Annotated in this window: 22 protein-coding genes and 1 tRNA gene; 12 read left to right on the top strand and 11 right to left on the bottom strand. The window is 59.9% G+C overall.

Annotated features, from left to right (window positions below; translation table 11 throughout):
* The first annotated feature begins 22 nt into the window (after positions 1–22).
* The 3 genes from BM174_RS04260 to BM174_RS04250 are packed head-to-tail and all read left to right on the top strand — an operon-like array spanning position 23 to position 2,496.
* Complete coding sequence (locus BM174_RS04260; protein ID WP_245766263.1) at positions 23–688, top strand: DUF6778 family protein; 666 nt, start codon at positions 23–25, stop codon at positions 686–688.
* Between the two features lie 37 nt (positions 689–725).
* On the top strand, positions 726–1,937 hold the full coding sequence (locus BM174_RS04255) for an RSP_2647 family RNA methyltransferase (RefSeq protein WP_093922577.1): 1,212 nt from the start codon (positions 726–728) through the stop codon (positions 1,935–1,937).
* 4 nt (positions 1,938–1,941) lie between these two features.
* Entirely contained in the window at positions 1,942–2,496 is a 555-nt protein-coding gene (locus BM174_RS04250) for an RSP_2648 family PIN domain-containing protein (RefSeq protein WP_093922576.1), read from the top strand.
* Between the two features lie 10 nt (positions 2,497–2,506).
* On the opposite strand, the gene BM174_RS04245 is transcribed toward BM174_RS04250, so the two are convergent.
* The 5 genes from BM174_RS04245 to BM174_RS04225 all read right to left on the bottom strand — a co-directional run bounded on the left by BM174_RS04245 (position 2,507) and on the right by BM174_RS04225 (position 7,222).
* A complete protein-coding gene (locus BM174_RS04245) occupies positions 2,507–3,190 on the bottom strand; it encodes a M48 family metalloprotease (protein WP_093922575.1) in 684 nt (227 codons plus the stop codon).
* Positions 3,191–3,271: 81 nt separating this feature from the next.
* A complete protein-coding gene (locus BM174_RS04240; protein ID WP_093922574.1) occupies positions 3,272–4,459 on the bottom strand; it encodes a vWA domain-containing protein in 1,188 nt (395 codons plus the stop codon).
* A 4-nt stretch (positions 4,460–4,463) separates the two neighbouring features.
* Positions 4,464–4,637, bottom strand: a complete 174-nt coding sequence (locus BM174_RS04235) for an apolipoprotein acyltransferase (RefSeq protein ID WP_093922573.1) — start codon at positions 4,635–4,637, stop codon at positions 4,464–4,466.
* Between the two features lie 15 nt (positions 4,638–4,652).
* Entirely contained in the window at positions 4,653–6,008 is a 1,356-nt protein-coding gene (locus BM174_RS04230; RefSeq protein ID WP_093922572.1) for a DUF2927 domain-containing protein, read from the bottom strand.
* Positions 6,009–6,382: 374 nt separating this feature from the next.
* Entirely contained in the window at positions 6,383–7,222 is an 840-nt protein-coding gene (locus BM174_RS04225) for an AAA family ATPase (protein WP_093922571.1), read from the bottom strand.
* Between the two features lie 137 nt (positions 7,223–7,359).
* Here BM174_RS04225 and dksA point away from each other — a divergent pair, with 137 nt between their 5' ends.
* On the top strand, positions 7,360–7,815 hold the full coding sequence (gene dksA / locus BM174_RS04220; RefSeq protein ID WP_093922570.1) for an RNA polymerase-binding protein DksA: 456 nt from the start codon (positions 7,360–7,362) through the stop codon (positions 7,813–7,815).
* 75 nt (positions 7,816–7,890) lie between these two features.
* Positions 7,891–9,054 (top strand): FAD-dependent oxidoreductase, encoded by a 1,164-nt coding sequence (locus BM174_RS04215; protein ID WP_093922569.1) that lies wholly within the window; start codon positions 7,891–7,893, stop codon positions 9,052–9,054.
* A gap of 30 nt (positions 9,055–9,084) precedes the next feature.
* On the opposite strand, the gene BM174_RS04210 is transcribed toward BM174_RS04215, so the two are convergent.
* Positions 9,085–10,155, bottom strand: coding sequence for an ornithine cyclodeaminase (locus BM174_RS04210; protein ID WP_093922568.1), 1,071 nt, complete (start codon positions 10,153–10,155; stop codon positions 9,085–9,087).
* Between the two features lie 11 nt (positions 10,156–10,166).
* Positions 10,167–11,087 (bottom strand): arginase, encoded by a 921-nt coding sequence (rocF, locus tag BM174_RS04205; RefSeq protein ID WP_093922567.1) that lies wholly within the window; start codon positions 11,085–11,087, stop codon positions 10,167–10,169.
* A 107-nt stretch (positions 11,088–11,194) separates the two neighbouring features.
* On the opposite strand from rocF, the gene BM174_RS04200 reads away from it, so the two are divergent.
* On the top strand, positions 11,195–11,620 hold the full coding sequence (locus BM174_RS04200; protein ID WP_093922566.1) for an Lrp/AsnC family transcriptional regulator: 426 nt from the start codon (positions 11,195–11,197) through the stop codon (positions 11,618–11,620).
* A gap of 4 nt (positions 11,621–11,624) precedes the next feature.
* Here BM174_RS04200 and BM174_RS04195 read toward each other — a convergent pair whose 3' ends face one another.
* Both BM174_RS04195 and BM174_RS04190 read right to left on the bottom strand, forming a co-directional pair.
* A complete protein-coding gene (locus tag BM174_RS04195) occupies positions 11,625–12,089 on the bottom strand; it encodes a disulfide bond formation protein B (protein WP_093922565.1) in 465 nt (154 codons plus the stop codon).
* Positions 12,086–12,664 (bottom strand): YqaA family protein, encoded by a 579-nt coding sequence (locus BM174_RS04190; protein ID WP_093922564.1) that lies wholly within the window; start codon positions 12,662–12,664, stop codon positions 12,086–12,088. Before BM174_RS04190 ends, BM174_RS04195 begins: the two co-directional genes overlap by 4 nt.
* 130 nt (positions 12,665–12,794) lie before the next feature.
* On the opposite strand from BM174_RS04190, the gene BM174_RS04185 reads away from it, so the two are divergent.
* The 4 genes from BM174_RS04185 to BM174_RS21330 all read left to right on the top strand — a co-directional run bounded on the left by BM174_RS04185 (position 12,795) and on the right by BM174_RS21330 (position 18,155).
* A tRNA-Leu gene (locus BM174_RS04185) sits at positions 12,795–12,878 on the top strand.
* Between the two features lie 1,018 nt (positions 12,879–13,896).
* Positions 13,897–16,797: a Hint domain-containing protein gene (locus BM174_RS04180; RefSeq protein WP_093922563.1), complete on the top strand. Its 2,901-nt coding sequence runs from the start codon at positions 13,897–13,899 to the stop codon at positions 16,795–16,797.
* 290 nt (positions 16,798–17,087) lie between these two features.
* Positions 17,088–17,462 carry a calcium-binding protein gene (locus BM174_RS21335; protein WP_245766262.1) on the top strand — a complete coding sequence of 125 codons (375 nt, stop codon included), beginning with the start codon at positions 17,088–17,090 and terminating at the stop codon, positions 17,460–17,462.
* Positions 17,463–17,522: 60 nt separating this feature from the next.
* Complete coding sequence (locus BM174_RS21330; protein WP_245766261.1) at positions 17,523–18,155, top strand: Hint domain-containing protein; 633 nt, start codon at positions 17,523–17,525, stop codon at positions 18,153–18,155.
* Between the two features lie 67 nt (positions 18,156–18,222).
* Here BM174_RS21330 and BM174_RS04170 read toward each other — a convergent pair whose 3' ends face one another.
* Both BM174_RS04170 and BM174_RS04165 read right to left on the bottom strand, forming a co-directional pair.
* Positions 18,223–18,837, bottom strand: a complete 615-nt coding sequence (locus BM174_RS04170; protein WP_093922562.1) for a nucleotidyltransferase family protein — start codon at positions 18,835–18,837, stop codon at positions 18,223–18,225.
* Between the two features lie 47 nt (positions 18,838–18,884).
* A complete protein-coding gene (locus tag BM174_RS04165) occupies positions 18,885–21,302 on the bottom strand; it encodes a GcvT family protein (protein ID WP_093922561.1) in 2,418 nt (805 codons plus the stop codon).
* Between the two features lie 177 nt (positions 21,303–21,479).
* Here BM174_RS04165 and BM174_RS04160 point away from each other — a divergent pair, with 177 nt between their 5' ends.
* Complete coding sequence (locus BM174_RS04160) at positions 21,480–22,796, top strand: DUF2254 domain-containing protein (RefSeq protein WP_093922560.1); 1,317 nt, start codon at positions 21,480–21,482, stop codon at positions 22,794–22,796.
* A gap of 187 nt (positions 22,797–22,983) precedes the next feature.
* The gene (locus BM174_RS04155) at positions 22,984–25,407 is read left to right on the top strand and encodes a GcvT family protein (protein WP_093922559.1); all 2,424 of its coding nucleotides are present in this window, start codon (positions 22,984–22,986) and stop codon (positions 25,405–25,407) included.
* The last annotated feature ends 26 nt before the right edge of the window (positions 25,408–25,433 follow it).

Here is a 25,433-nt window from a genome sequence, read left to right as displayed (position 1 = left end):
GAGGGCCGGAGTGAGGACCACAATGAATACTTTGAAAATCATCGCAGCTCTTGGCCTTGGCGCCCTTGTCTCCGCCTGTAGCACCGTTCCCGAAGTCGCGAGCCGGAATGCTTCGTTCGCGCAGATCACGCCGGGCTTCTCCCAATCCGCCGCACCTGTGCAGGACGTCCTTGCAAGCGACATGAAAGTGACCGCGATCAATGTCACCGTGCCGCGCAGCCTGTCGGTCTCTGAGGCCAACTCCTATTACCCGCGTGCCGATATCGTTTGGCGCGGCGATCCCATGGGCGACCGCCACAGCCAGATCCAGCAGATCTTTCAAACCGCTTTCGCCCAAGGCACCCAGCCGTTGCAGGGCAAGGTCAATGTGGTGCTGGACGTCGAAATCGTCCGCTTCCACTCGGTGACTGAAAAAACCCGCTATACTGTTGGCGGCATCCACAACATGGAATTCCTGCTGGTTGTGCGCCGTGCCGATACCGGTGAAGTGTTGATGGCACCGCGTCAGGTCGAGGCCAATCTGCCCGCCTTCGGGGGCAAACGCGCGGTGGAAGAAGACCGCCTTGGCCAGACCCAAAAGGTCCGCATTACCGGCTACTTGTCTCAGGTGATCCGTCAGGAACTGGAAAAGCAGACCGTCACGCCCGCCGCACCGCGTATAGCGCTCTTGGGTCGCACCAAAATCTGAGCTTTCCCATTTGATCGGGAACGACTAGGAGGGGCGCATGACAGCGCCCCTTTCCCCATCCGCCTCCTTGCCCACGATCCGCCTGATGCCAAAGGCGAACGCCCGCGCCATCCGGCACGGGTTTCCTTGGGTTTATGCAAACGAACTTGTGACCGACCGCCGCACGCGCGGATTGGCTCCGGGGTCCCTCGCGCGATTGGAGGATGACGCCCGCCAGCCGATGGGCATCGTCGCGGTGAACCCGAACTCCAAAATCATCGCCCGTATGCTGGACCAGAACGCCGATGCGGTGATCGACCAGTCGTGGATCGAAGCGCATATTGCCCGCGCTCTGAAACTGCGCAACCAGCTTTATGACGCGCCATTCTACCGTCTGATTCACGCCGAGGCCGATGGCCTGCCGGGTGTGATTATTGACCGTTTTGGCGATACCTGTGTTGTGCAGGCCAACGCCGCTTGGGCTGACGTGCTGATCGAGCCGCTGTGTGCGGCCTTGATGGCCGTGACCGGTGTGACGAACGTGCTGAAGAACGCAGCAGGGCGCACCCGCACACTTGAGGGTCTCGATGATGTCTCGCTGGTGCTGGCAGGCAGCAGCCCCGAGGCCGCGATTGCCGTGCCGATGAACGGCGCGACCTATATGGCCGATCTGATCGGCGGGCAGAAGACCGGCCTATTCTTTGACCAACGCCCCAACCACGCTTTTGCCGCCAATCTGTCGCGTGGCGCTCGGGCGCTGGATGTCTTCTCCCACGTTGGCGGTTTCTCCCTCGCGGCGCTGGCCAATGGTGCACAATCGGCGCTTGCGGTTGACGGGTCCGAACCTGCACTCGTGTTGGCACGTGAAGGTGCCGAAGCGGGTGGCATGGCCGACCGTTTCACCACACGTCAGGGCGATGCTTTTGACACGCTGGCCGCTTTGCGGGCCGAAGGTGCCGAATTTGACGTGGTGATTTGTGATCCACCCGCCTTTGCCCCCTCGCGCCAATCGGCCGAAGCTGGCTTGCGCGCCTATGAACGGATTGCCCGTTTGGCTGCCCCGCTGGTGGCCGAGAACGGTATTCTGGGACTGTGTTCATGCTCCCACGCGGTCGATCTGACCCAGTTCCGCACCGCATCCGTGCGCGGCATCGGGCGGGCAGGGCGGCGTGCAATGTTGCTGCACACCGGTTTTGCCGGACCCGACCATCCGCAGCTGCCACAGCTTGCCGAGAGCGGTTACCTGAAGTCGATGTTCTTCCGGCTTTAACCTCATGCGCGTGCTTCTCGACGCCTGTGTGCTCTATCCCACGGTGATGCGTGAGATGTTGCTGGGCGTCGCGGCAGCGGGCGGGTTCGAGCCGTGCTGGTCGGCGCGCATTCTTGAGGAATGGGCGCTGGCGGCGCGCAAGCTGGGGCCTGAGGGCGAAGCATATGCCCGCGGCGAGATCGCCATGCTAAGCGTCACTTTTGCCGAGGCCCCAGTGACGCCTGCGCCAGACTTGATCCAGCGGTTGTGGCTGCCCGATGAAAATGACATCCATGTTTTTGCTGCCGCCATCGCCTGTGGGGCTGATGTGATCGTCACGGCCAACGCCAAGGACTTCCCCCGCGAAGTGCTGGCCGAAGAGGGCCTGTCTCGGGCCGACCCAGACCTGTTCCTGCTGGGTCATTGGGAGGCCGACCCCGCGCGCGTCGAGACTGTTGCCGCTCGGGTTTTGGGCGAGGCGCGGCGGTTGTCGGGCGAAGACTGGCAAATGCGCGCCTTAATGAAAAAGGCCCGGCTGCCACGGCTGGGCAAGGCTTTGGCCCATTCAGCGACTATCTAAAGGGTCACGCTCATTTTTCCCAACGATGCTGGAGCCGTGTCAGCGCTGCAATACGCTCTTCCGTTTTGGGGTGGCTCAGCAGCCAGGCAGGGGCGGTGCCGTGGTTGCTCTGCGTTAGGGCTTCAAGCTTTTTAAACAGCGATATCTGCGGCGCGACACCGATGCCCGCTTTGGTCAGCAGCGCGGCGGCATAGGCATCGGCCTCATACTCGTCACTGCGCGACAGCCGCGCGGCTAGTAGGGTGGTCAGCATATTGGCGATCCAGACCCCGACAAAGGGAATGAACCTCCCCAGCACCATTGCGAGTGCGGTGCGTATCGCGTTCTGGCCAGAGAAGTCGATCATCCGCCGCCGTGAGTGGCCCAAGGCCACATGACCCAGTTCATGCGCGATCACGCTGGCCAGTTCTTCGGCGCTGACATGGCCGGACTTAAACCTGTTGTAAAACCCGCGCGTGATAAAGATGCGTCCATCAGGGGCGGCGAGGCCGTTCACCGGCTCGATCTCGTAGATATGTACTTTGATGCGCGGCAGATCGAGGGCGCGGGCCAAACGGTCGCTCATGTCCTTGAGCGCAGGGTCCATCAACGGGCTGGATTTCGCATCCAGCTCTTTCGCCGTGCGCCACGCGGAAAAGCGGTACATCGCCAGCGCATAGAGGATGGCGAGCAGAATGGGGATTACACGTATCATACTGCCAATATGGGCATCGGACGGTGGGTCACAAGCGGCAACCGCAGGACCGCGTGCTGTTGTGCAGGACAGGTGCCAAGATTAGCGCGTCAGCGCCCGCATACCTCGGCTCAGCCCTTCAAGTGTCATCGGTACCATTTGCTCGGTTCCGAAAACCTCCTGCACCATCCCGATCGACTGGGTGTAGGACCAGTATTTCTCCGGCACCGGATTGATCCACAGGTGGCTGTGCCACTGATCCCGCGCACGGGCGAGCCAGGTGGCACCGCTTTCGGCATTCCAGTGTTCGTTGGCGCCGCCGCGATAGGCAATTTCATAGGGCGACATCGAGGCATCTCCAACGAAAATGCATTTGTAATCAGAGCCGTAAGTGCGCAGCACTTCGTGAGTCGGTTGCTGGGCATCCCAGCGACGGCGATTGTCGCGCCAGACGCCTTCGTAAAGGCAGTTATGGAAATAGAAGTACTCCATATGTTTGAATTCGGCCTTCGCAGCGCTGAACAGCTCTTCGACGATCTTCACATGCGGATCCATCGAGCCGCCGACGTCGAGAAACAGCAAAACCTTGACCGCGTTGCGCCGCTCGGGGCGGGTTTTAACGTCGAGGTAGCCGTGTTCGGCAGTGGCGCGGATGGTGCCGCCGAGATCAAGCTCTTCCTGTGCGCCATCCCGTGCCCAGCGGCGCAAACGCTTTAGCGCCACCTTGATGTTGCGGGTGCCCAGTTCAACCGAATCGTCGAGGTTCTTGAACTCGCGCTTGTCCCAGACCTTGACCGCACGTTGGTGGCGGCTTTCCTTCTGGCCGATGCGCACGCCTTCGGGATTGTAGCCGTATGCGCCAAATGGCGAGGTGCCCGCGGTGCCAACCCATTTGTTGCCACCCTGATGGCGGCCTTTTTGTTCTTCGAGCCGTTTTTTCAGCGTTTCCATAAGCTTGTCAAAGCCACCCGCGGCTTCGATCTCGGCTTTTTCGGCATCACTGAGGTGTTTCTCGGCCATCTTCTCCAGCCATTCAGCGGGGATATCGACCGCTTCCATCACCTCTTCCGGGGTGATGGCCTCAAGACCCTTGAATGAGGCGGCAAAGGCCTGATCGAATTTGTCGATATTGCGCTCGTCCTTCACCATGGCGGTGCGGGCGAGGTAATAAAACGCCTCGGCATCATAGGTGGCGATGCCTGCGGCCATACCGTCCAGAAATGCCAGAAACTCACGCATCGAGACCGGCACCTTATGGGCGCGCAACTGCTGGAAGAACGGCAGGAACATCCGCTTAGCCTCCCGAGAGCATTCGGTCGATCAACACGGTGAGCAGCAGCCCGACGATCAGAAAAGCGATCCCGTAGCCTGCGGCATACTGGGCAATATCCTTGCGATTGCCGTCGCGCTTTTTGGCAGTCAGCGCGCCGATGATCGCGCCAACTATCGCCAGAACAATGACTATCATGAAACCTCGCTCGTGTTATCTTTTGAGCGGGTTCAGTGACGCAATCTCTCGCAGTTTGGCCCGCACAGCCCAGTCAGGGCCAAAGCCGTACCGCGCCCAGCCGATGCTGTCCAGCCTGACGCTGCGCGCTTCTTGCGAGCGGCTCTCAAGCTCGAGCGCTTCGGACTGCATGAGCAGGAGAGTGGTCAGCAAAGCGGCGTTTTCATGCTGGCGCGCGACCGTGATATGGGGGGCGACGATGGCCAGAGCCTGTGCGCCGTCGCCTTGGCTGATCGCATAGGCGGCCAGTTGTGCTGCGACATTGGCGCGGTGCAGGCGGGTCTCGGGCGCATTGGCATAAAAGCGGTCTGCCGCGATGTATTGAGCGCGCGCGCCTTCGGGATCGGTGCTTTGCATAACCTGCGCCATTGCATAGTGCGAAAATGCGCGGCGATTATCCTGCCAGTTTAGCGCGGTCGCGATGCGGATTGCTTCGTTCGCGGCCGCGACGCGCCCTGCATAGGAGGCCGAGCGCCCAGAGGCATTCTGGATCGCTTCACTCCACGCGCGCGGGCTGGGTTGAACGGGGCGTGACGCAACATCGCCCTGCGGATTAAGGCGCGACAAAATATCCGGCAAGTTTGCTGCCACTTCGGCGCGCGTCATACCCGACTTCAGGGCGGGGTCGTAATAGGCCCGCAGGATCAGCATATCAAAGCCGGTCAGAACGGTATGTACGTTGTCGTCGTTAAAGACGGAATCGGGCAGGCGATATAGATCGTTAAGCGGTCCGAGCGCTTGGGCAAGCTCTTCGTGCAGGCAATCGCGAATCTCTTGCGGGCTGACGTCATTCGGGACGAAAACGGCCAGCTTCTCGCGATGTCGCAGTTCGCTCCAACTGGTTTTGGAAGATCGCCGCGCGGCACGGAACTCCTCCAGCGTCGAGACATTCGGGGCCACAAAACACGCGGCTTCGGGGAGTATTTTGCGGATTTCGGTGCTGGCGACAGCATTAATCGTAATATTTGCGGCCTTGCGTGTCGTGAGTTGGATATCGACCCCGGACTCGTTGCGCAGGCGCGTCAACAGTCGGTGCAAATCGGGGCCAAGGGTTGCGGGTGGGGTGCCTGTGACACGCAGGGTGATCGGTGTTTCGAACCGGGTCAGCACCGGCAAGGCGCGGCCGCTCTCCATCTGGAACGCGAGGTCAAGGAAATCGGCGGCAATCTCGGAATTGGGACGCAAGGTCGCAGGTGGCCGCGCGGTCCCGAAAGTTTTCATCGGCGGCAGCGTGCTCTCGGCGATGACCGCGCGGGTCGGCATCTCGGACTGCGTTGCGGGCACGCAGGCGTGCAGTACCATCAAAAGGGGAAGGGCCAGACGCGCGCTCATGCCAAAGCTCCTTTGGCAACAAATAGACACGTGTGAATGCTGTGGGTCGCAAACCTGCGACGGCGCTCGAACTGTGGCGCGAATAGGGTGATCATAATAGCCTGCTGCACATTGGAGTGATTTCCATGCGGTTATCGTTCTCTATGCGGACGACAATGCGGAACAATTGAGGCAAATTAGAGGCAGGACAATTTAACCTTGGGCTAAGGCACCGTTAACTAAAGGGATTAAAATCAGGCGAAAATAAGAAACGGCGGCGCGCAATGAAACGCAGCCGCCGCAATTGGACATTCAGCCATAGTGAAGGGCCGCCGAGGCCAACCGATTCTTCCCCCATGGCGTGTGTCGCGCCACGGGATTGTCGCAAACGATGATCAGCGCTGGCTGCGTGCCATGAACGCCAGACGCTCGAACAGATGCACGTCCTGCTCGTTTTTCAGCAGGGCACCGTGCAATTTGGGTAGGGCACTGGCACCGTTCTTTTTCAGGTCGGCAGCGTCCATATCTTCGGCCAGCAACAGCTTCAGCCAATCCAGCACTTCAGAGGTGGAGGGCTTTTTCTTAAGCCCCTGCTGATCGCGGATTTCGTAGAACTGGGTCAGCGCTGTGGTGAGTAATGCTTCTTTAATGCCGGGGTGATGAACCTCGACGATCTTTTTCAGCGTCTCCATCTCCGGAAAGCGGATGTAATGGAAGAAACAGCGGCGCAAGAACGCGTCGGGCAGCTCTTTTTCGTTATTCGAGGTGATGATCACAATCGGGCGGTTGTCGGCCTTGATGGTCTCTCCGGTTTCGTAGACGAAGAATTCCATCTGATCGAGTTCCTGCAACAAATCGTTAGGGAATTCGATGTCGGCCTTGTCGATCTCGTCAATCAGCAACACGACCTTCTCACCGGCCTCAAAGGCCTCCCAGAGCTTGCCCTTGCGGATGTAGTTGCGCACGTCATGCACACGCTCTTCGCCCAACTGGCTATCGCGCAGGCGGCTCACGGCGTCATACTCGTAAAGGCCCTGTTGGGCGCGGGTGGTGGATTTGATGTTCCATTCGATCATCCGCAAACCCAGCGCCTGCGACACCTGCCGCGCCAGTTCGGTCTTGCCTGTGCCCGGTTCGCCCTTAACCAGCAGGGGGCGTTCAAGGGTAACAGCAGCATTTACGGCGATTGTCAGATCATCCGTAGCAACATAATCGGCGGTGCCTTCAAATTTCATAGTGGTTTCAACCTTCTCGGACGCGGCATTGATGCGCGCCCCTTTAACCGTAAATTGCGGGGATTGTGTAGTGACAATTCTCGGTTGCTGCGTTAGACGCTGCGGCAAGGGAGCTATCCCGGGGAGAAAAACCTCTGATGTCAGGACTGAAAACTGTCGAGGGAGACAAGATGAAGCAGGAAGTTTTCCTGCCGGACGATTATTCGCCGGCCGAGGACGAACCGTTCATGAACGACCGCCAGCTTGAGTATTTTCGCCGCAAGCTGTTGCATTGGAAGCATGAGCTGCTGGTTGGCAGTCGTGACACCATAGAGGCGCTTCAAGACGGGACACGCAATATTCCGGATGTGGCAGACCGTGCATCCGAAGAAACAGATCGCGCACTAGAGTTGCGCACTCGTGATCGGGCGCGCAAGCTGGTCAGCAAGATTGACGCGGCCCTGCGCCGGGTCGACGAAGGCGAATTCGGCTATTGTTCTGTGACCGGTGATCCGATCTCGCTCAAGCGTCTGGATGCACGCCCCATCGCTACCATGAGCTTTGAGGCGCAAGAACGCCACGAACGCCGCGAAAAAGTGCACCGGGACGATTGACCGCCCGCGCATAAAAGACAGGATAAACGCCGGGGCCATGTGCTCCGGCGTTTTAGTATCAAGGAACAGGACGGGATGGGCATTAACAACGCCATCGTGATTGGTGGTGGCATTGGCGGGCTGGCGACAGCCACGGCTTTGGCGCAGGCGGGTATTGCCGTCACATTGTTGGAAAGATCCGAAAGTTTTGAGCCCGTTGGCGCGGGCATCCAGATCAGCCCGAATGGGGCTGCGGTGTTGCGCGCACTCGGGCTGGAGCCTGCGTTACGCAGCCGCGGGGCGGTGGTCGGGCAGGCGGTGCGGCTGCAGGACTATCGCGGCGGCAAGGCCGTTGCACGGCTCGATTTAACACGGCTGGGCGCCAAACAGCGCTATTATTTCATGCACCGCGCCGATCTGGTGGCGGTTCTGCTGGCGGCGGCCAAGCGGGCCAATGTCAGCATTGAAATGGATGCAGCGGTTGCGGGCGTGCGGGCCGGTGCCTTGCAGCATGTGCAACTGGCCAATGGCGGCACCAGACGGGCCGAGCTGGTTGTGGCTGCCGATGGCATCCATTCGGTCGCCCGTCCTGCGCTGAACGGGGCGGATCAGGGCAAATTCGCAGGGCAAGTCGCATGGCGGGCAGTGATTCCCAATACTGTGGATCACCCTGATGAGGCCCGCGTAACAATGGGGCCGAACCGCCATCTGGTCAGTTATCCGATCCGCGACGGGCGTGAGATCAACCTTGTTGCCGTCGAAGAACGTGCCGATTGGGTCGCCGAAGGCTGGTCGCACGGCGATGACCCCCAAAACATGAAAGATGCTTTTGTCGAGTTCAACGGTCTACCCGGCAAGATGATCAGGGCTGTGCGTGAAACCACGCTCTGGGGGCTGCACCACCATCCGGTGGCAAAACGCTGGCATACGGGCGGCGTGGCGCTTTTGGGCGATGCCGCGCATCCAACACTGCCGTTTCTGGCGCAAGGCGCGAATATGGCGTTGGAGGATGCATGGGTTCTGGTGCATTGCCTGCGCCGCGACGGGATCAACGGGCTGGCACGCTACCAAGCGCTGCGGGCCCCACGGGTTGAGCGTGTGATCAAGGCTGCCGAAGGCAACGCATGGCGCTATCACCTGCGGCCCGGACCGCTGCGCATTGCTGCCCATACCGGCCTGCGGCTGGCCTCGAAACTGGCCCCCGGCCGGATGATTGGCGCTTATGACTGGCTGTACGGGCATGACGTGACGCAAGCCTGAGCGGGTTGCGTCACGTAAATTGCGCGGGGCTTAGCCCTTGGCGCGCTGTAACATGCCAAACAGGTCGCGCGGATCGTCAGGATCGGCCAGCAAGTCAAGCGGGTGGAACAGTCCCGTTTCAGCGATCTGGTCGCGGACATAGCGCAAAGCCGAAAAATCCTCGATCGCGAAGCCGACACTGTCAAACAGGGTGATCTGCTCGGCGCTTGTGCGGCCCTTGGCTTGACCGGTCAGAACCTGCCAGATTTCCGTGACGGGATGATCAGCGTCGAGCTGCTGGATTTCACCCTCTATCCGGGTCTGTTCGGGGAATTCGACAAAGATACCGGCACGGTGCAGGATCGCGGGGGCCAGTTCGGTCTTTCCCGGACAGTCGCCGCCGATGGCGTTGATATGCACACCGCTGCCGACCATATTGTCTGTCAGAATGGTGGCATATTGCTTGTCGGCGGTGCAGGTGGTGATGATCTGCGCGCCTTCGATCGCTTCCTCTGCGGACGCGCATTTCACGATTTTCAGCCCTTGGCCCGCTAGGTTCGCAGCACATTTTTCTGTGGCGGCAGGGTCGATGTCATAGAGCCGCACCTCGTCCACGCCGCAAATTGCTTTCATCGCGAGGCTTTGAAATTCTGACTGCGCCCCATTGCCGATCATCGCCATCACATGCGCGCCCTTGGGGGCCAGCAGCCGCGCCACAACGGCGGATGTCGCCGCCGTGCGCAGGGCGGTCAGAATGGTCATTTCCGTCAGCAAAACCGGATAGCCGTTGGCCACGTTGGCCAGAAGGCCAAAAGCAGTAACAGTCTGGAAGCCGCCCTTTGTATTGCCGGGGTGGCCATTGACGTACTTAAATCCGTAGACCTCACCGTCCGAGGTTGGCATCAGCTCGATCACACCCTTTTCAGAGTGGCTTGCTACGCGGGGCGTCTTGTCAAACAGCTCCCAACGGCGGAAGTCGGCTTCGATATACGCGGCCAAGCCGCGCAGCATCTCTTCGACGCCGATGTGATTGATCAGCTTCATCATGTGATCGACCGAAACGAAAGGCACCAATGCCTTGTCCGACGGGGCGAGGCCCGCGTTTGTCGCAGGGTTTGTCATGGTATCGTCCTTCAAAATGCACGTGTCGGACGGTCGAATACACGCCGTCCCATGGCGGAGGCCGCCAGATCAACCATCAGCGTCGCTGTGCGTCCGCGCTCGTCAAGAAACGGGTTCAGCTCGACCAGATCGAGCGAGGTCATCAAGCCGCTGTCGTGCAACATCTCCATGACCAAATGGCCTTCGCGTACCGTTGCACCGCCTGGCACCGTGGTGCCGACAGCAGGCGCGACCGACGGATCGAGGAAGTCCACATCCAGCGAAACATGCAGCATGCCATTGGCCGCGGTTACCTTATCGAGGAAGGTGCTGAGCGGGCGGGCAATGCCGGTCTCGTCAATCTCGCGCATGTCGACGTAGGTGATATCGGACCCTTGCATCGCCTCACGCTCTGCCGCGTCGACCGAGCGCAGGCCAATGATGGCGATATTCTCGTGGGGCAGGGGGTTTTCGACCGCCGGAAAGCCGTCAAAGCCGTCGCGTCCGGTGACATAGCCCAGCGGCGTGCCGTGCAGATTACCGCTGTCGGTGGTATGCGGTGTGTGAAAATCAGTATGGGCATCGAGCCAAAGCACAAATAGCGGACGGTCTTGGGTGGCGGCGTGGCGCATCGCACCCAACACCGTGCCGAGCGACAGCGCATGATCGCCGCCCATAAAGATCGGCAGACCGTCTTTAAGCGTTGCCTCGGCGGCATCAGCCAGCGCGGTCGTCCAGGCGATGGTCTCCTCCAGCCGCACGATCTTGGGGTGGTCTTTCGGGGTGAAGGGCGCAGGCGCCACATTGCCGCGATCGGTGACGGTATGGCCTAGCCCGCGCAGAGCCTCGGCCAGTCCGGCGGTGCGGTAGGCGTCAGGCCCCATCAAACAGCCCTGACGGCGTTTGCCGCTGTCCATCGGCGCGCCGACCAATATGCAATCTTGTTGTGACATCTTAGGTTCCTCTTACAAGTTGCCGCAGCATATGCCGCAGATATGGTCAACGACAATTGACCATCCTGATCAATTCGGAGAATGATTGATCGAAACGGAAGGTTAGTATGGACGAAACGGATCAGAGATTGCTGACGGCTTTGCGGCAGGATGCCCGCGCGGCCCTGTCTGATCTGGCGCTGACGCTGGGGTTGTCGCGCACGACTGTGCGGTCGCGCATTGCACGGCTGCGCGAACGCGGCGAAATCATCGGATTTACCGTGGTGACGCGTGCTGATGTGACCCGTGATCCGGTGCGCGGTTTGATGATGATCGAGATCGAGGGGCGGGGCACCGACCGGATCACCCGAATGTTGGGCAATATGGCCGAGCTTCGCGCGGTGCATTCCACCAACGGACGCTGGGACGTGATTGTCGAGATTGGCACCGACACGCTAGAGCGGTTTGACGCGGTGCTGCACCGTATCCGCGCAATCGACGGCGTGGTGGCCAGCGAAACCTCGCTGCTGCTGAAAACCAGAAAGTCGGTCTAGCGGCTCAGGCGCGGCGGGCGGCCATCACCCAGATCACCACCAGCCCTAATGAGATGATGAAGTTCCAGCCCGCCATCGACAGACCGAGGAATTGCCAGACAATCTCGTCACAGAGCACCAAGCCAGTGGGGGCGTCCATCGACAATAGATCGCTGCCGCCCATGGCGCCAAGGTCCAAGCCGCCACCCGTGCAGGAGGCCGGACCCGGCCACCAGCCCCATTCGACACCAGCGTGAAACGCACCAATCCCGCCGGTGATCGCGGCGGCCAGTGCGCCCAGCCATGCCAACGCGCGCGGTCCCCCCGCAAAAAGCACCAGCCCGATCAGGATCGCGGCAGCATGAGGCCAGCGCTGCCAAAGGCACATTTTGCACGGCAGCAGCCCGCCAATATGCTGGAAACCGTAGGCCCCCAGCAAAAGGGCCGCCGAGCCGGCCGTGGCAATCAGAACGAGCGTTTTACGGGTCATAGATACTTCACCAGAATAAAGCCGCCAAACAGCAGCACCACGACAAGAGTAAACATCAATGCTAACCGCCGTTCAATGAAGTCGCGGATCGGCGCGCCGAATTGCCACAGCAGGCCAGCGACAATGAAAAACCGCAAGCCGCGTGCCAGTATCGACGTCGCGACGAACACCCCCAGCGGCATCCCCGTCCAGCCTGACATGATGGTGATGACCTTGAAAGGGAAGGGCGTGATGCCCGCGCCCAGCACGGCCCAGAAGCCCATGTCATTGAAGCGGGTGGAGAATTCGGCCATTGCATCGGCTTTGCCGAGGCTTGCGAGAATGGGTTGTCCCAAGGTGTCAAAGGCCAGCGCACCGATCATATAGCCCAAGATCCCGCCTAGAACCGAAGCGACCAGCGCAATTGCGGCAATCAGCCATGCGCGGCGTGGAGTGGCGAGGATCATTGGAATCATCAAGATGTCAGGCGGTATTGGAAAGACCGAGCTTTCCAGAAAAGCGACAATGCCAAGCGCCCAAAGCGCGTGGCGGTGCTGGGCAAGGTTCAGCGTCCAGTCATAGAGGCGTTGGATCATGTGCAGGGCGCTCCGCGCAGGGTTTTGACTGCAACACCATGGCTTGCGGGCTGGGTCAAGTGTGGCAATTTGCGAAAGGCTGCAAAAGAGGCTTGCCCGACCCGCGCGGGCAGGCTACATCGGCCTCCGTGCCCAAGTGGCGGAATGGTAGACGCAGGGGATTCAAAATCCCCCGCCGCGAGGCGTGCCGGTTCGAGTCCGGCCTTGGGTACCAACGCATACGCGACAGGTGGAAGCACACAAGTAATTGTGGCTTCCACCGCCGCAGCTTCCCTATCGAGTAGAGAACACGGCAGACGGCGATGCTCATCCGCTGCATGCTGGGGCTGGTTTCGGCTGTAAACGGCGGCTCAGCGCTGGCTGAGAAGGTGACAATGGTGCGAATATTTGCTGAATGCTCTAGCGCCGCTGGACCGCTGGGCGACCCCGCTCAAGCTGCATGCCCGATTTGAATTTGATTCGTCGCAAATATGGCGGAAACGAGGCGGGCTCCGAACCAGTAGAGCGGGAATTTGGCGATTGGTTCCAGCTTGTAAACACGCAGTACCTGGTCATGACGAGAACAAGGCAGGCCCATCGGCGCTTTACCGCAGCCGGTTTGTTTCCATCTGGTTAACAGTAGCGCGTTTGGGCTGCGCTAGTCTTGGTCCGTTGTTGGGTCATAAATTCAATATTTATTGGAGATATGTAAGCTTTCAGCGCCAAGCCCTTGGAAACAATACTCAACCAGACCGCGAGTGAGAGGGCGTTTATCGTCCTGATCGGCGGAGGCCAATCAGGATTGCGAACACTTTTCGGACATTTTTCACTTTGTTGATCCTATACCTAAGGATATGAATGTACTTGCCCATCTGGGGGGCAAAGTCTGAAGGCCACGGGGGCGGCCACTTCTTTACGCATCGCTGCGATGTGGGAGACGTGTGTACGCTGCGCAAGTTGCAAACGTATTCGCGTAAAGGTGCGGGAGAGGTGCTCTTCTGGGCTGGATGCCGTTCGGCTGTCTCCTATTGGTCTTTGTGGTGTGTGTCGCTTCGGTCTGCCGTGCATGCGGCCCGAAGTTAACGAGTACGAATGGAGGAACTGATGAGCAGTGAATTAAGCCCGCGCAGGACGATCCGGTCCAAATGGCTCCGACTGCACTCTGATGCCTCCGCATCACCTGCCACACCGGCACCCGCTTTCAATACGGCCGCGTTGCGCGCCGCGTGCAACAACGTCTAGGAGAATTTACAATGATCAGAACACTTGATTTTAACGCATTTGCCGCTGGAACAGTTATCGATGACGAATACGCAGCAGAAGGCGTAGCCGTCTCTGCGACAGGCGGTTCCGGCCAAGCCATGATCTTTGACAGCAGCAATCCCACCGGCGGCGATGACGATCTCGCGTCCGACACTTTGGGTGGCTTGCTGATCATCTCCGAAGACGGAGACAGCGAAGACCCTGATGACAACGCAACTGGCGGCAGCATCTTCTTCGATTTTGACTACGAAGACGGTGTGCGGATGAAATCCATCACCTTCAAAGATATTGAAGAAACCGCTGGCGAAGGCACGCGGATGATCTTCTACGCGGCCGACGGCAGTGTCATCGACAACCAGTTTGTCGATCCGACAGGCGATGGCGGCGAGCGTACTGTTCAGTTGAACGTCAAAGGCGTGGCGCGCGTCGAGGTCGTTTTCCAAGGCTCCGGCGCTATCGACAACGTCACCTTTGACGACATGGGCAAGAACCCGATGGGGGGCAATGACGACCCGGTTGCTGTAGATGATGAGTTGATCACCGACGAGGATACCCGTTCTGAGCCGCTCAACGTGCTGGACAACGACAGTGATGCCAACGGCGACCCACTGATGCTGACAAGCGCCACCAGCACCGATGGTTCGGTCAGCTTCACGCCCGAAGGCGAAGTTGTTTTCACGCCCAACACAGATTTTAACGGTGCAACCACGATCACCTACACTGTGGACGACGGTAATGACGGCTCCACCACCGGCACAGTCAATGTCACGGTTAATCCGGTCAACGATGCGCCTGTGGCTGTGGATGACGAAGCTTCGACTGCCTTCGATACATCTGTCGTCGTGGACCTGATTGGCAACGATACCGACGTCGACGGCGATACGCTGTCACTGGCGTCCTTTAGCAGCCCGGATGGCACCTTGGACGATAATGGCGACGGTACAGTTACCTTTACTCCCAACGACGGCTTCTCCGGCACAGCGACAATCACCTATACCGTGTCTGACCCAGGCCTGTTGACCGATGAAGGCACTGCCACCGTCAACGTGGGCGCAGGTCCTGTCAGCCCGACACCTGATGGCTATGTTGACGGGGACGATGGCGACAACTTGATCGACATCGATTATACCGGTGATCCGAACGGCGACATGATCGACGACGGGGACTCGATTTTCCCGACCCCTGGCACCGATGATGACTATGTCCGCGCTGGCGGCGGCGATGATACCGTCCGCTCCGGTGAGGGCAGCGACACGGTTGAAGGTGGCGACGGTAACGACGACATCGATACCAGCAATGGCGATCTGGCACCTGATCTTGGCTACCCTTCGGCAACAACCGATCCGTTCGGCTATGAAGGAGATTCCAATCCTGAAAATGACCGCGATCTGGTTTATGGCGGCGCGGGCAACGATACCATCCGCACCGGCGACGACCGCGACACCATCTTTGGTGGCACCGGCGACGATGTGATCAACGCGGGCATCGACGATGACTATGTCGAAGGCAACGATGGCAACGACCGGATCGTCGGCGGCGAAGGTAACGACATGCTGCTGGGCGGCAACGGCAACGATACGATCTATGCTGGTAACGACCCCGAACTGATCCCTGATGTGGTTAATATTACTGACGAAGACACCGGCGGTTTCTCTCCAGACCGGAACCCCAACAACGGCATGGACACGGTCTATGGCGGCGCGGGTAACGACGTTATCTATGGTGCAGACGATGCTGACTTCCTGAATGGTGGGTCGGGTGACGACTACATCGACGGCGAGATCGACGATGACATCATCAACGGCAACACTGGCAATGACACGTTGCTGGGCGGTCAGGGCAACGACAGCATCTCTGGCGGGCAGGGCAACGATCTGCTTGAAGGCGGCACCGGCGATGACACCCTGCGCGGCAACCGTGACAACGACACCCTGATCGGTGGCGAGGGCAACGACAGCCTTGATGGTGGCGGCGAAGACGACATGCTCTATGGCGGCGACGGCGATGACTTCCTTATGGGCGGTCAGGGCGACGATCTGCTGGATGGGGGTGCCGGTATCGACACCATGACCGGCGGCGCAGGCCAAGATACCTTCGTCAACGTCAATGCCGGCGACCAGATCGATGGCGGCTCCGGTGAGATCGACAATGATACGCTGGATCTGCGCGGCTCGGCCCCTGAGGGCGGACGTCTTGAGGTGACTTATACCTCGGAAGACCGCGAAGACGGCTTTGTCACCTACTTTGACGAAGACAATAACGCATTCGGTGACACACTGAACTTTGTGGAAATCGAGAACGTGATCCCCTGTTTCACACCCGGAACACGGATTGCCACGCCCAAGGGCGAGCGCCGTGTCGAGGAACTGGCAGTGGGCGACCGCGTGATCACGCGCGATAACGGCATTCAGGAAATTCGCTGGGTGGGGGCCCGCGATATGACCGGTGCCGAGTTCGAGCGTGCCGCGCATCTGAAACCGGTGCTGATCCGCCAGGGCGCGCTAGGCAACGATCTGCCCGAGCGCGACATGATGGTCAGCCCCAACCACCGCGTTCTGGTGGCCAACGACAAAACAGCGCTCTACTTCGAAGAGCGTGAAGTTCTGGTCGCGGCCAAACACCTGACCGGACTGGCGGGCGTGGACATCGTGGATGTGTCGAGCACGACCTACATCCACATCATGTTCGACCGTCATGAGGTGATCCTGTCTGACGGGGCCTGGACCGAAAGCTTCCAGCCCGGTGACATGACCCTTGCCGGTATCGGGGAAGAACAGCGCAACGAAATTCTGGAACTGTTCCCAGAATTGGCGACGACGCGAGGCATCGAAGGCTATACCGCCGCGCGCCGCTCGCTGAAGAAACACGAAGCGAAATTGCTGACCAAGTAAAGCGAATCGCTCAAGGAATATGCAGCTGCCAGCCGGGGTTCGCCCCGAAGGCGCAGGAAAACGGAGCGGGAAACCGCTCCGTTTTTTTATTTAGTACCTATGTAGAGCGGTCTTTGTTTCCGTAGGGGAAACCTTTGCAGGTTAAGGTTGTACCGGGTGCAAAAAAAATTAACCAATTTAAGAGGTTTAGGCGAGAATTGGGCGCAAATTTGCCAAAAATGTGCTAGGTTTCTCGTCAGGGTTCAGCGCCAGCATGTGGCGCGTGTGTAAGGTGATTACGGGAGAGTAACGTGGCCAATATTATCGGAACATCAGGCAATGACACGCTGTCAGGCACCGCAGAAGATGACCTGATCGAAGCGGCAGCGGGCGATGATTTCATCGACGGCGGCGCGGGCAATGACAGCATTAACGGCGGCGACGGCGACGACGACATCTTTGGCGGTGCAGGGAATGACACCATCGACGGTGGCGCGGGCAATGACATCATCACGGGTGGCGCGGGCAATGATCTGTTGCGGGGCGGCGCGGGCAATGACCAGTTCTACGGCCTCAATGTTGGCGACACTGTTGATGGTGGCGAAGACGGCGACGAAGATTTCGACCGGCTGTTCCTGAACGGGTTGGTGCCTGACGGCGGCCGCTATGAGATCAAATCCAGCTAACAGTCAGCCGAAAACGGCACTATCGATATTTTCGGCGCCGATGATGCATATCTGGGCGCTGTGACCTTTAAAAACATTGAAAAGATCGACCCCTTCGATAATACGCCGCCCTGCTTTACGCTCGGTACGCTGATTGTCACGGCCAAGGGCGAATGCCGTGTCGAGGATCTTGCGGTCGGCGACCGTGTGATCACCCGCGATAATGGCATGCAGAAAATCCGCTGGATCGGAAAGCGGGATATGCACGCGGCGGAACTGGCGCGGGCCAGCCATCTGCGGCCCATCCTGATCCGCCAAGGTGCCTTGGGCAACGATCTGCCCGAGCGCGATCTGACCGTCAGCCCCAACCACCGTGTGCTGATCGCCAATGACAAGACCGCGCTTTATTTCGATGACCGCGAGGTCTTGGTCGCGGCCAAGCATCTGACGGGCATGGCAGGTGTCGAGGTTTCGGACGTGGCTGAGACGACCTACATCCACATCATGTTCGACCATCACGAGGTGATCCTGTCGGACGGGGCGTGGACCGAAAGCTTCCAGCCCGGTGACGAGAGCCTCGCCAGCATTGGCGATGCGCAAAAAGCCGAGATTTTCGAGCTGTTCCCCGAGTTGCAGTCACCCAGCGGTGTCGGCGCTTACGGTGCGGCGCGGCGGTCGCTGAAAAAGCACGAAGCGGCGCTGCTCACCAGCTAATGCGCTGCGGCGAAACGAGACCATGACCCTTCGCAGGTACCTGCGGAGGGTCTTTCGTTGTGCGGCTTCAGGTAGCGCCGCGTTCTGCACGCCATGCGGCCCAATCCTCCAGCGTATCAAGATCACGGCGGGCATGGGAGTCGGGCAGGGGCACCAGCACCACGTTGCCTTGTGCGGCCTGCACTATCTCACGGCCGCCGCCATCGCCTACAAGATCGGCAAACAGCGCAAAGAGATCGGCCTTAAAGACAATCGGATGCCCCGCTTTGCCCAAAGCGGTCGCCCCGCGCCAAATTTGCGCCGAAGTCGTAAGGTCCACTGCCGCTGCCACCTGACACAGATCCGCCGCCGTCAGGTCTGGTAAATCGGCCAGCAGTAACATCGCACAGGGCGCATCTGCCGGCAGGGCCGCAAAAGCGCGGCGCAGGCTGGCGTTCATCCCTTCGGCGGCGTCCGGTACGGGCAAGGCGGCAAAATCTAAGCCTGTCAAAGCCTCATAGCGCGGATGCGTGGGCGCAGGCAGGGCGACAATCACGGGCCCCGTGGTCACACTGCGCAGCATCATCGCTTGCCGCCGCAGCAGCGGCATCCCGTCGACCTTTTCCAACAATTTGTCGCGCCCCCGCATCCGCGAGGACTGTCCGGCGGCCAATAGAATAACGGGCATGGTGAAAGGGCTCATGGCGCGTAACTTACCCCACTGTGCGCCCGGACGAAACCGCCCTGCACCTAGCCGCGCATCCGGTCTCCCTCGGTATCAAACAAAGGTGTGGTGATCACCGTCGCAGGGCACATCTTGCCCAAAATCTCGATCTCGACCTGTAGGCCTTCGGTCGCACGGGCGCGCGGCACAAACCCCTGCGCGATAGATTTGCCCGCGAAATGCGAATAGCCCCCCGACGTGCAGAACCCGACGACCTCACCGTCCAGCCAGATCGGCTCATAGCCGTGCACATCGGCATCTTGCGCCTGCACCTCAAAGGCGACCAGCTTGCGTGCAGGCGGGGTGTCGCGCTCGGCCTCAGCCAGCTTGCGCCCGATGAAGGGGGTGTTTTTCTTGAAGCTGATGAACCTGTCCAGCCCTGTTTCTGCGGCGGTGTAGTCGGGCGAGAATTCCGACATCCATGAGCCAAAGAACTTATCCAGCCGCAGCGACATCATCGCCCGCATTCCGAAAGGCACCATGCCATGGGTCTGGCCTGCCTCCCAAAGGCTATGCCACAACGACCGTTGCATCATCGCATCGCAATAAATCTCATAGCCGAGATCGCCGGTATAGCTGACGCGCTGCACGATACAGTCGGCTTGCCCCACTATCATGCGCCGCACGTCGAGGAACTTCATCCCCCCCACATCGGTCCGCGTGCAAGCCTGTAGAACCTCGCGTGCTTTCGGCCCCGCGATCTGGAACCCCGTTCGCCGGTCCGAAATATTTTCTACCTGAACGCCGTCCTCCAAGTGATTGAGGAACCAACGATAATGGTAGGCTTGCGCACCGTAAGAGGCGGTCAGCTGAAACTCTTCCTCGCCCAAGCAGGACATGGTGAAATCACCGATCAACCGGCCCTTTTCCGACAGCATCGGCGTCAGTGACAGGCGGCCCGGTTGCGGCACCCGTCCGGCCATGATCCGGTCCAGCCAGTCACGTGCGCGCGGCCCTGTTACCAGATACTTGCCGAAGTTCTGCACCTCGTTGATGCCAACGCCATTGCGCACCGCCATCACCTCCCTCGCGGTGGCATCAAAGGCGTCCGAGCGGCGGAAGGACGGCGTTTCAAACGCCGGCTCACTCCCTGTGGCGAAGTAGTTCGCGACCTCTAGCCCGTATTGGGCGCCCCAAACGGCCCCCATGCTGCTGAAAATATCATACATCGGCGTGGTGCGATGTGGCCGCGCAGCGGGCAGTTCTTCGTTCGGATAGGAAACCGAAAAGCGTTTTTGATAGTTCTCTATCACTTTGGGCAGGGTATAGCCCGGTGTGGTCCAATTGCCGAAACGCGCCACATCCATCGCCATTACATCGCGCTCGGGTTCTCCCTCGATCATCCATTGCGCCAGCGTCAGGCCAACGCCGCCGCCTTGGCTAAAGCCCGCCATGACCCCGCAGGCCGACCAATAATTGCGCATCCCCGGCACCGGCCCGACCAGCGGGTTGCCATCGGGCGCAAAGGTAAACGGTCCGTGGATCACATTCTTGACGCCCGCGCGCTCCAGATCAGGGAAGCGTTTATAGGCAAAGGCAATGCTGTCCTCGATTTTGTCAAAGTCATCCTGCAACAAGTCCTGACCGAAACTCCACGGCGTGCCATCCACGGACCACGGGCGACATTTTTGCTCATAAAAGCCGATGCAAAGCCCGCGCCCTTCTTGCCGCAAATAGCTTTCGCCTGCAGGGTCCATCACATGCGGGTGCTCCTTGCCGTCTTTTGCCATCTCGACGATCAGCGGCACATCTTCGGTGACGATATACTGGTGCTCCATCGGGTGCAGCGGGAAATAGACCCCCGCCATCGCGCCGACCTCGCGCGCCCACAGCCCGCCGGCATTCACCACATGTTCGGCGTGAATGGTGCCTTTGTCTGTCACCACATCCCACGTCCCATCGGGCCGCTGATTGGTCTCGCGCACCATGCAATGCGTCTCGATCGTGGCACCGCCCATTTTGGCGGCACGGGCATAGGCATGGGTGGTGCCCGAAGGATCAAGGTGCCCGTCAAGCGGGTCATAAAGGCCGCCGATAATCCCTTGCAGATTGGTGACCGGCGCGATTTTCGCGATCTCTTCGGGGCCGACAATCTCGGTATCCAGCCCCATAAAGCGGTGTTTGGCGCGCTCTGCCAGCAGCATGTCAAAGCGGTCTTTGTTATCTGCCAAGGTCACCCCGCCTACATGGTGTAGGCCACAAGACATGCCGGTGATCTCCTCCAACTCTTTGTAAAGCCGGATCGTATAGCCCTGCAGCGCCGCCATATTCGTATCGCCGTTCAGCGTGTGAAACCCGCCCGCTGCGTGCCATGTGGAGCCCGAGGTCAATTCCGACCGCTCGACCAGCATGACATCTTTCCATCCCAGTTTGGTCAGGTGATACAAGACCGAAGCGCCGACGACGCCACCACCGATAATCAGGGCACGGGTTGAGGTTTGCATAGCGGTCATCCTTCGCGTTGTTTCACCGGACCCTGCCGCGCATCGCCGGTCCGATCATGTGCTTTTCCGACAAGATATGTCGAATTTCCCCTATGCGGCGGCCGACTAAATACACGCTTTCAGTCTTTTAAGCGTCTTCTCCATTGGCGGCCCCGCTGGCTACGCTAGGTTAGCGGCATGAATATTGATTCCCTGCTGCCCTCTACATTGCTCCGAAAAACCCGTGAATACACCAAGTTGCTGTGGGTGCGGGTGCTGATGATGGGCATGATGGCCTTTGTGGCGCTTGCCCTGACCCAGCTGATCGAACCCTTGGTGCCGGAGAAAGTCGCCACCCGGCTGACCGGCTCTGCGGCCGACCGGCTGCTCGACATCATCGCCAATGCGATGCTCGCGGTAACCACCTTTTCGATCACCATTATGGTCACGGTCTACCGCGCTTCGTCTACCCAATGGACCCCGCGGGTTCACCGTTTGATTATCCAGGACCGCACCACGCAAAACACGCTGGCGGTGTTCATTGGCGCCTATGTCTATGCGCTGGTGGCGATCATCATGCGCGAACTTGGCATCTACATCGACGAACGCGCGCTGGTGCTGTTTGTGATGACCGTTGTGGTGCTGGCCGTGATCGTCATCTACCTGATCCGCTGGGTGCTGCATCTGCAGACTTTCGGCAGCCTGATCGATACCACCCGCCAGATCGAGCGCACAACCCGCGAACAATTCAAAGAACGGCTCGAAAATCCTTGTCTGGGGGCCCATGCGCTGACCGGTCCGGTCCCTGAAAACGCCGAACCGATCCGCGCGGCGCAAAGCGGCTATGTTCAGCATATCTATCCCGAAGCCCTGAACGAAGCCGCCAAGGACCACGGCGTGGCTCTCTACCTGACCCGCAATATCGGCGAATTCGTGTTCATGAACGAACCGCTTCTAATGGTCGTAAAACGTGGCAGCCCGCAAAGCGACGCGCATGACAGTGTCTCGCTCGAAGACGCGGTACGCCGCAACATGCGCCTTGGCGATCTGCGCACCTTTGACCAAGATCCACGCTTCGGTCTCGTTGTCATGGGGGAGGTCGGCTCGAAAGCATTGTCGCCTGGTGTCAACGATCCGGGCACCGCGATTGACGTGATCACCCGCATCGGGCGCATCCTGTCAAACTACATCGACGAGGAACAACAAGAGCGCGAGACTAAACTCGACCGGCTATACGTGCCGCCGCTCGAGCCTGATGACCTGATCGAAGACGGCTTTGCCGCACTCGCCCGGGACGGTGTGCAGATCGTCGAAGTCCAGCAACGGCTTCAAACGGTGCTTTCCGGCTTGATGTGCCACCCCGACGCCGATCTTGCCCGCGCAGCGCGCGAGGCCGCGGAAATCCACCTGCGCCGCGCTGCCGAAGCCATCACATTCGCCCCCGACCGCGACCGCGTCCTTGCCTCCGCCCGCGCTGACGTCCGCGAGGCCGTTAACGCCCGCTATAAGACCTGAATTTTGTTTCTGGGCTAGAATATCTGTGGGGTGCGGGAGCAGCGCCGCTTGGCGATAAAATGAAACAACCCAAGCGCCCTCGCACCCCACATCGTCCCATGGCGACCAGATCTGTCGCATTCAGGCAACTGACGTGTGCGCCGCCACGCCAGATTACCTGTAACGCAACCATTCGCAGGACAGTCTCATGCGCGCCCACGCCCAAGCCGTCATCATCGGAGGCGGCGTTATCGGCTGCTCCATCCTCTACCACCTGACCAAACTGGGCTGGACCGACGTGGTGCTTCTGGAGCGCAACGAGCTTACCTCTGGCTCTACCTGGCACGCGGCGGCCAATATCCACGGGTTGCACGACAACAACAACATCACCCGCATCCAGAACTACACAATGGACCTCTATAACGCGCTGGAGGCCGAGACGGGGCAAAGCTGCGGCGTGTTCCAGCCCGGATCGCTCTACCTTGCCCAGACCGAAGCCCGCGAGCACCAGTTGCGCCTGCAGGCGGCCAAGGCAAAATACTACGGCCTCAAATTCCACGAAGTTTCGCGCAGCGAGGCCGAAGCCCTGCATCCGCTTGTCAACTACGACGGCATCCGCTGCATCATGTTTGAACCCTCCGGCGGCAACGTCGACCCCTCGGGGGTCACCAACGCTTATGCGGTCGGGGCGCGGCAGGCAGGGGCCGAGATCATCCGCTTTTGCCCTGTCACCGCGACCGAACCACAGCCCGATGGCAGCTGGATTGTGCGCACCGAGAAGGGCGATATCCATACGCAATGGGTGGTGAACGCGGCAGGGCTTTGGGGGCGGGAGGTTGCGGCGCTGGCGGGGCTGACGCTGCCCTTGCAACCGACCGAACACCAGTATTTCGTCACGGAGACTATTGCCGAAGTGGCAGCGCTTGATCGCCGCTTGCCATCGGTAGCGGACCGCGATGGCGAATATTATCTGCGCCAAGAAGGCAAAGGCCTGCTGATCGGTGCCTATGAGAAAGACATGCGGTTCTGGGCCGAGGACGGCACGCCGCTGGATTTCGCCCATGAGCTCTTCCCCGACGATCTTGACCGGATCGAGCCCAATATGATGCGTGCGATCGACCGTGTGCCAGCGGTCGGGACCGCAGGGATCAAGCGGGTGATCAATGGCCCGATGATTTGGTCGCCCGACAGCAACGTGTTGTTCGGGCCGGTGCCGGAACTGCGCAACTACTTCTGCTGCAACGGAATTATTCCGGGCTTTAGCCAATCGGGCGGTATGGGTTTGTTGGCGGCAGACTGGATCGTCACCGGCGAGACCCGCTATGACATGTTTGCATGGGACGTGGCGCGCTTTGGCGATTGGGCCGACGCTGCATTCACCAAAGCCCGGGTGCGCGACCAATATGCCAACCGCTTTAAAATCCACTTCCCCAATGAGGAACGCGCTGCGGGACGCGGGGTGCGCACCCGCCCGGCCTATGCGGCGCAAAAGGACCTGGGAGCCGTGTTCGGGTTGAACTATGGCTGGGAACATCCGCTCTATTATGGCTATCCGGTCGGATCAGTCGACGAGACAAACGGGTTCACGCGTCAGGACTGGTGGACCCAAGTCGGGGAAGAAGCGCGGATGCTGCGCGCGCGGGCAGGGATCATCGACATCTCTAACTTCGCCAAATACCGCGTCAAAGGGACAGGCGCCGAAAACTGGTTGAATGCCCTGTTCGCCAATACCATGCCGCGCATAGTGGGCCGCTCCTGCCTGACACCCCTAATCGGGGTGCGTGGTGGCATTGCGGGCGATTTCACCGTGACCCGCACCGCCGAGGATGAATTCTGGATCATCGGCTCGGGGATGGCAGAGCGCTATCACCAGCGGTTTTTCAATGCCGTGCCGCTGCCTGAGGGTACCAGTTTTGCAAGCTTGACCAAGCGTATCTGTGGTTTCAACGTCGCCGGTCCGGCGTCCCGCGAGATGTTGCAGAACCTAACCAATACTTCGCTGGCACCTGCGGATTTTCCCTTCATGCGCTCGGCGTGGATCACGGTCGCTGGCATCAAGGTGCTGGCACTGCGCGTCAGCTTTACCGGCGATCTGGGGTGGGAACTGCATTGCGAGGAACGGGATCAATTGGTGCTTTTCGAAGCGTTAATTACCGCAGGCGAGGCGGTGGGGGCAGGCCCGGTCGGGAGCCGTGCGCTGATGTCGCTGCGCATTGAAAAGGGTTATGGCTCATGGGGGCGGGAATACAGTCCGGAATATTGGCCGCAGGAGGTCGGGCTGGACCGGTTGTGCAAGATGGACAAGGACTTCCTGAATAAGACCGCGGTGATGCAGACCTTGGCGAAGCCTGCACGAGAGCAGTTGTGTATTCTAGAGCTCGATGCTGCACAAACCGACGCATCTAACGCCGATGCGACGGGGGGCGAGCCGGTGTTCTCTCAAGGGGAACCGATTGGGCGCGTGACTTCGGGGGCGTATGGGTACGGCGTTGGGCAATCGTTAGCGTTGGCATTCTTGCGCGGTGCAGAGCCGGGGCAGGAGGTTGAGGTGATGGTTCTGGGCGTCCCGCACAAAGCTGTGGTTTTGGCAGAGCCGCCGTTTGACCCCTCAGGGGCGCGGTTGCGCGGATGACATTCAAGAGTGCACAGGCATCGCAG

The sequence above is a fragment of the Sulfitobacter brevis genome, assembly GCF_900112755.1.
Taxonomy (GTDB): Bacteria; Pseudomonadota; Alphaproteobacteria; order Rhodobacterales; family Rhodobacteraceae; genus Sulfitobacter; species Sulfitobacter brevis.
Note: the sequence above shows the minus strand (reverse complement) of the source record. Positions and strands in the feature narration are given on the sequence as shown.

Bases quoted from the DNA above. Each gene is read 5' to 3' on its own strand.
- BM174_RS04260 (WP_245766263.1), top strand. From the start codon at position 23: ATGAATACTTTGAAAATCATCGCAGCTCTTGGCCTTGGCGCCCTTGTC.
- BM174_RS04255 (WP_093922577.1), top strand. From the start codon at position 726: ATGACAGCGCCCCTTTCCCCATCCGCCTCCTTGCCCACGATCCGCCTG.
- BM174_RS04250 (WP_093922576.1), top strand. From the start codon at position 1,942: ATGCGCGTGCTTCTCGACGCCTGTGTGCTCTATCCCACGGTGATGCGT.
- BM174_RS04245 (WP_093922575.1), bottom strand. From the start codon at position 3,190: ATGATACGTGTAATCCCCATTCTGCTCGCCATCCTCTATGCGCTGGCG.
- BM174_RS04240 (WP_093922574.1), bottom strand. From the start codon at position 4,459: ATGTTCCTGCCGTTCTTCCAGCAGTTGCGCGCCCATAAGGTGCCGGTC.
- BM174_RS04235 (WP_093922573.1), bottom strand. From the start codon at position 4,637: ATGATAGTCATTGTTCTGGCGATAGTTGGCGCGATCATCGGCGCGCTG.
- BM174_RS04230 (WP_093922572.1), bottom strand. From the start codon at position 6,008: ATGAGCGCGCGTCTGGCCCTTCCCCTTTTGATGGTACTGCACGCCTGC.
- BM174_RS04225 (WP_093922571.1), bottom strand. From the start codon at position 7,222: ATGAAATTTGAAGGCACCGCCGATTATGTTGCTACGGATGATCTGACA.
- dksA (WP_093922570.1), top strand. From the start codon at position 7,360: ATGTCAGGACTGAAAACTGTCGAGGGAGACAAGATGAAGCAGGAAGTT.
- BM174_RS04215 (WP_093922569.1), top strand. From the start codon at position 7,891: ATGGGCATTAACAACGCCATCGTGATTGGTGGTGGCATTGGCGGGCTG.
- BM174_RS04210 (WP_093922568.1), bottom strand. From the start codon at position 10,155: ATGACAAACCCTGCGACAAACGCGGGCCTCGCCCCGTCGGACAAGGCA.
- rocF (WP_093922567.1), bottom strand. From the start codon at position 11,087: ATGTCACAACAAGATTGCATATTGGTCGGCGCGCCGATGGACAGCGGC.
- BM174_RS04200 (WP_093922566.1), top strand. From the start codon at position 11,195: ATGGACGAAACGGATCAGAGATTGCTGACGGCTTTGCGGCAGGATGCC.
- BM174_RS04195 (WP_093922565.1), bottom strand. From the start codon at position 12,089: ATGACCCGTAAAACGCTCGTTCTGATTGCCACGGCCGGCTCGGCGGCC.
- BM174_RS04190 (WP_093922564.1), bottom strand. From the start codon at position 12,664: ATGATCCAACGCCTCTATGACTGGACGCTGAACCTTGCCCAGCACCGC.
- BM174_RS04180 (WP_093922563.1), top strand. From the start codon at position 13,897: ATGATCAGAACACTTGATTTTAACGCATTTGCCGCTGGAACAGTTATC.
- BM174_RS04170 (WP_093922562.1), bottom strand. From the start codon at position 18,837: ATGAGCCCTTTCACCATGCCCGTTATTCTATTGGCCGCCGGACAGTCC.
- BM174_RS04165 (WP_093922561.1), bottom strand. From the start codon at position 21,302: ATGCAAACCTCAACCCGTGCCCTGATTATCGGTGGTGGCGTCGTCGGC.
- BM174_RS04160 (WP_093922560.1), top strand. From the start codon at position 21,480: ATGAATATTGATTCCCTGCTGCCCTCTACATTGCTCCGAAAAACCCGT.
- BM174_RS04155 (WP_093922559.1), top strand. From the start codon at position 22,984: ATGCGCGCCCACGCCCAAGCCGTCATCATCGGAGGCGGCGTTATCGGC.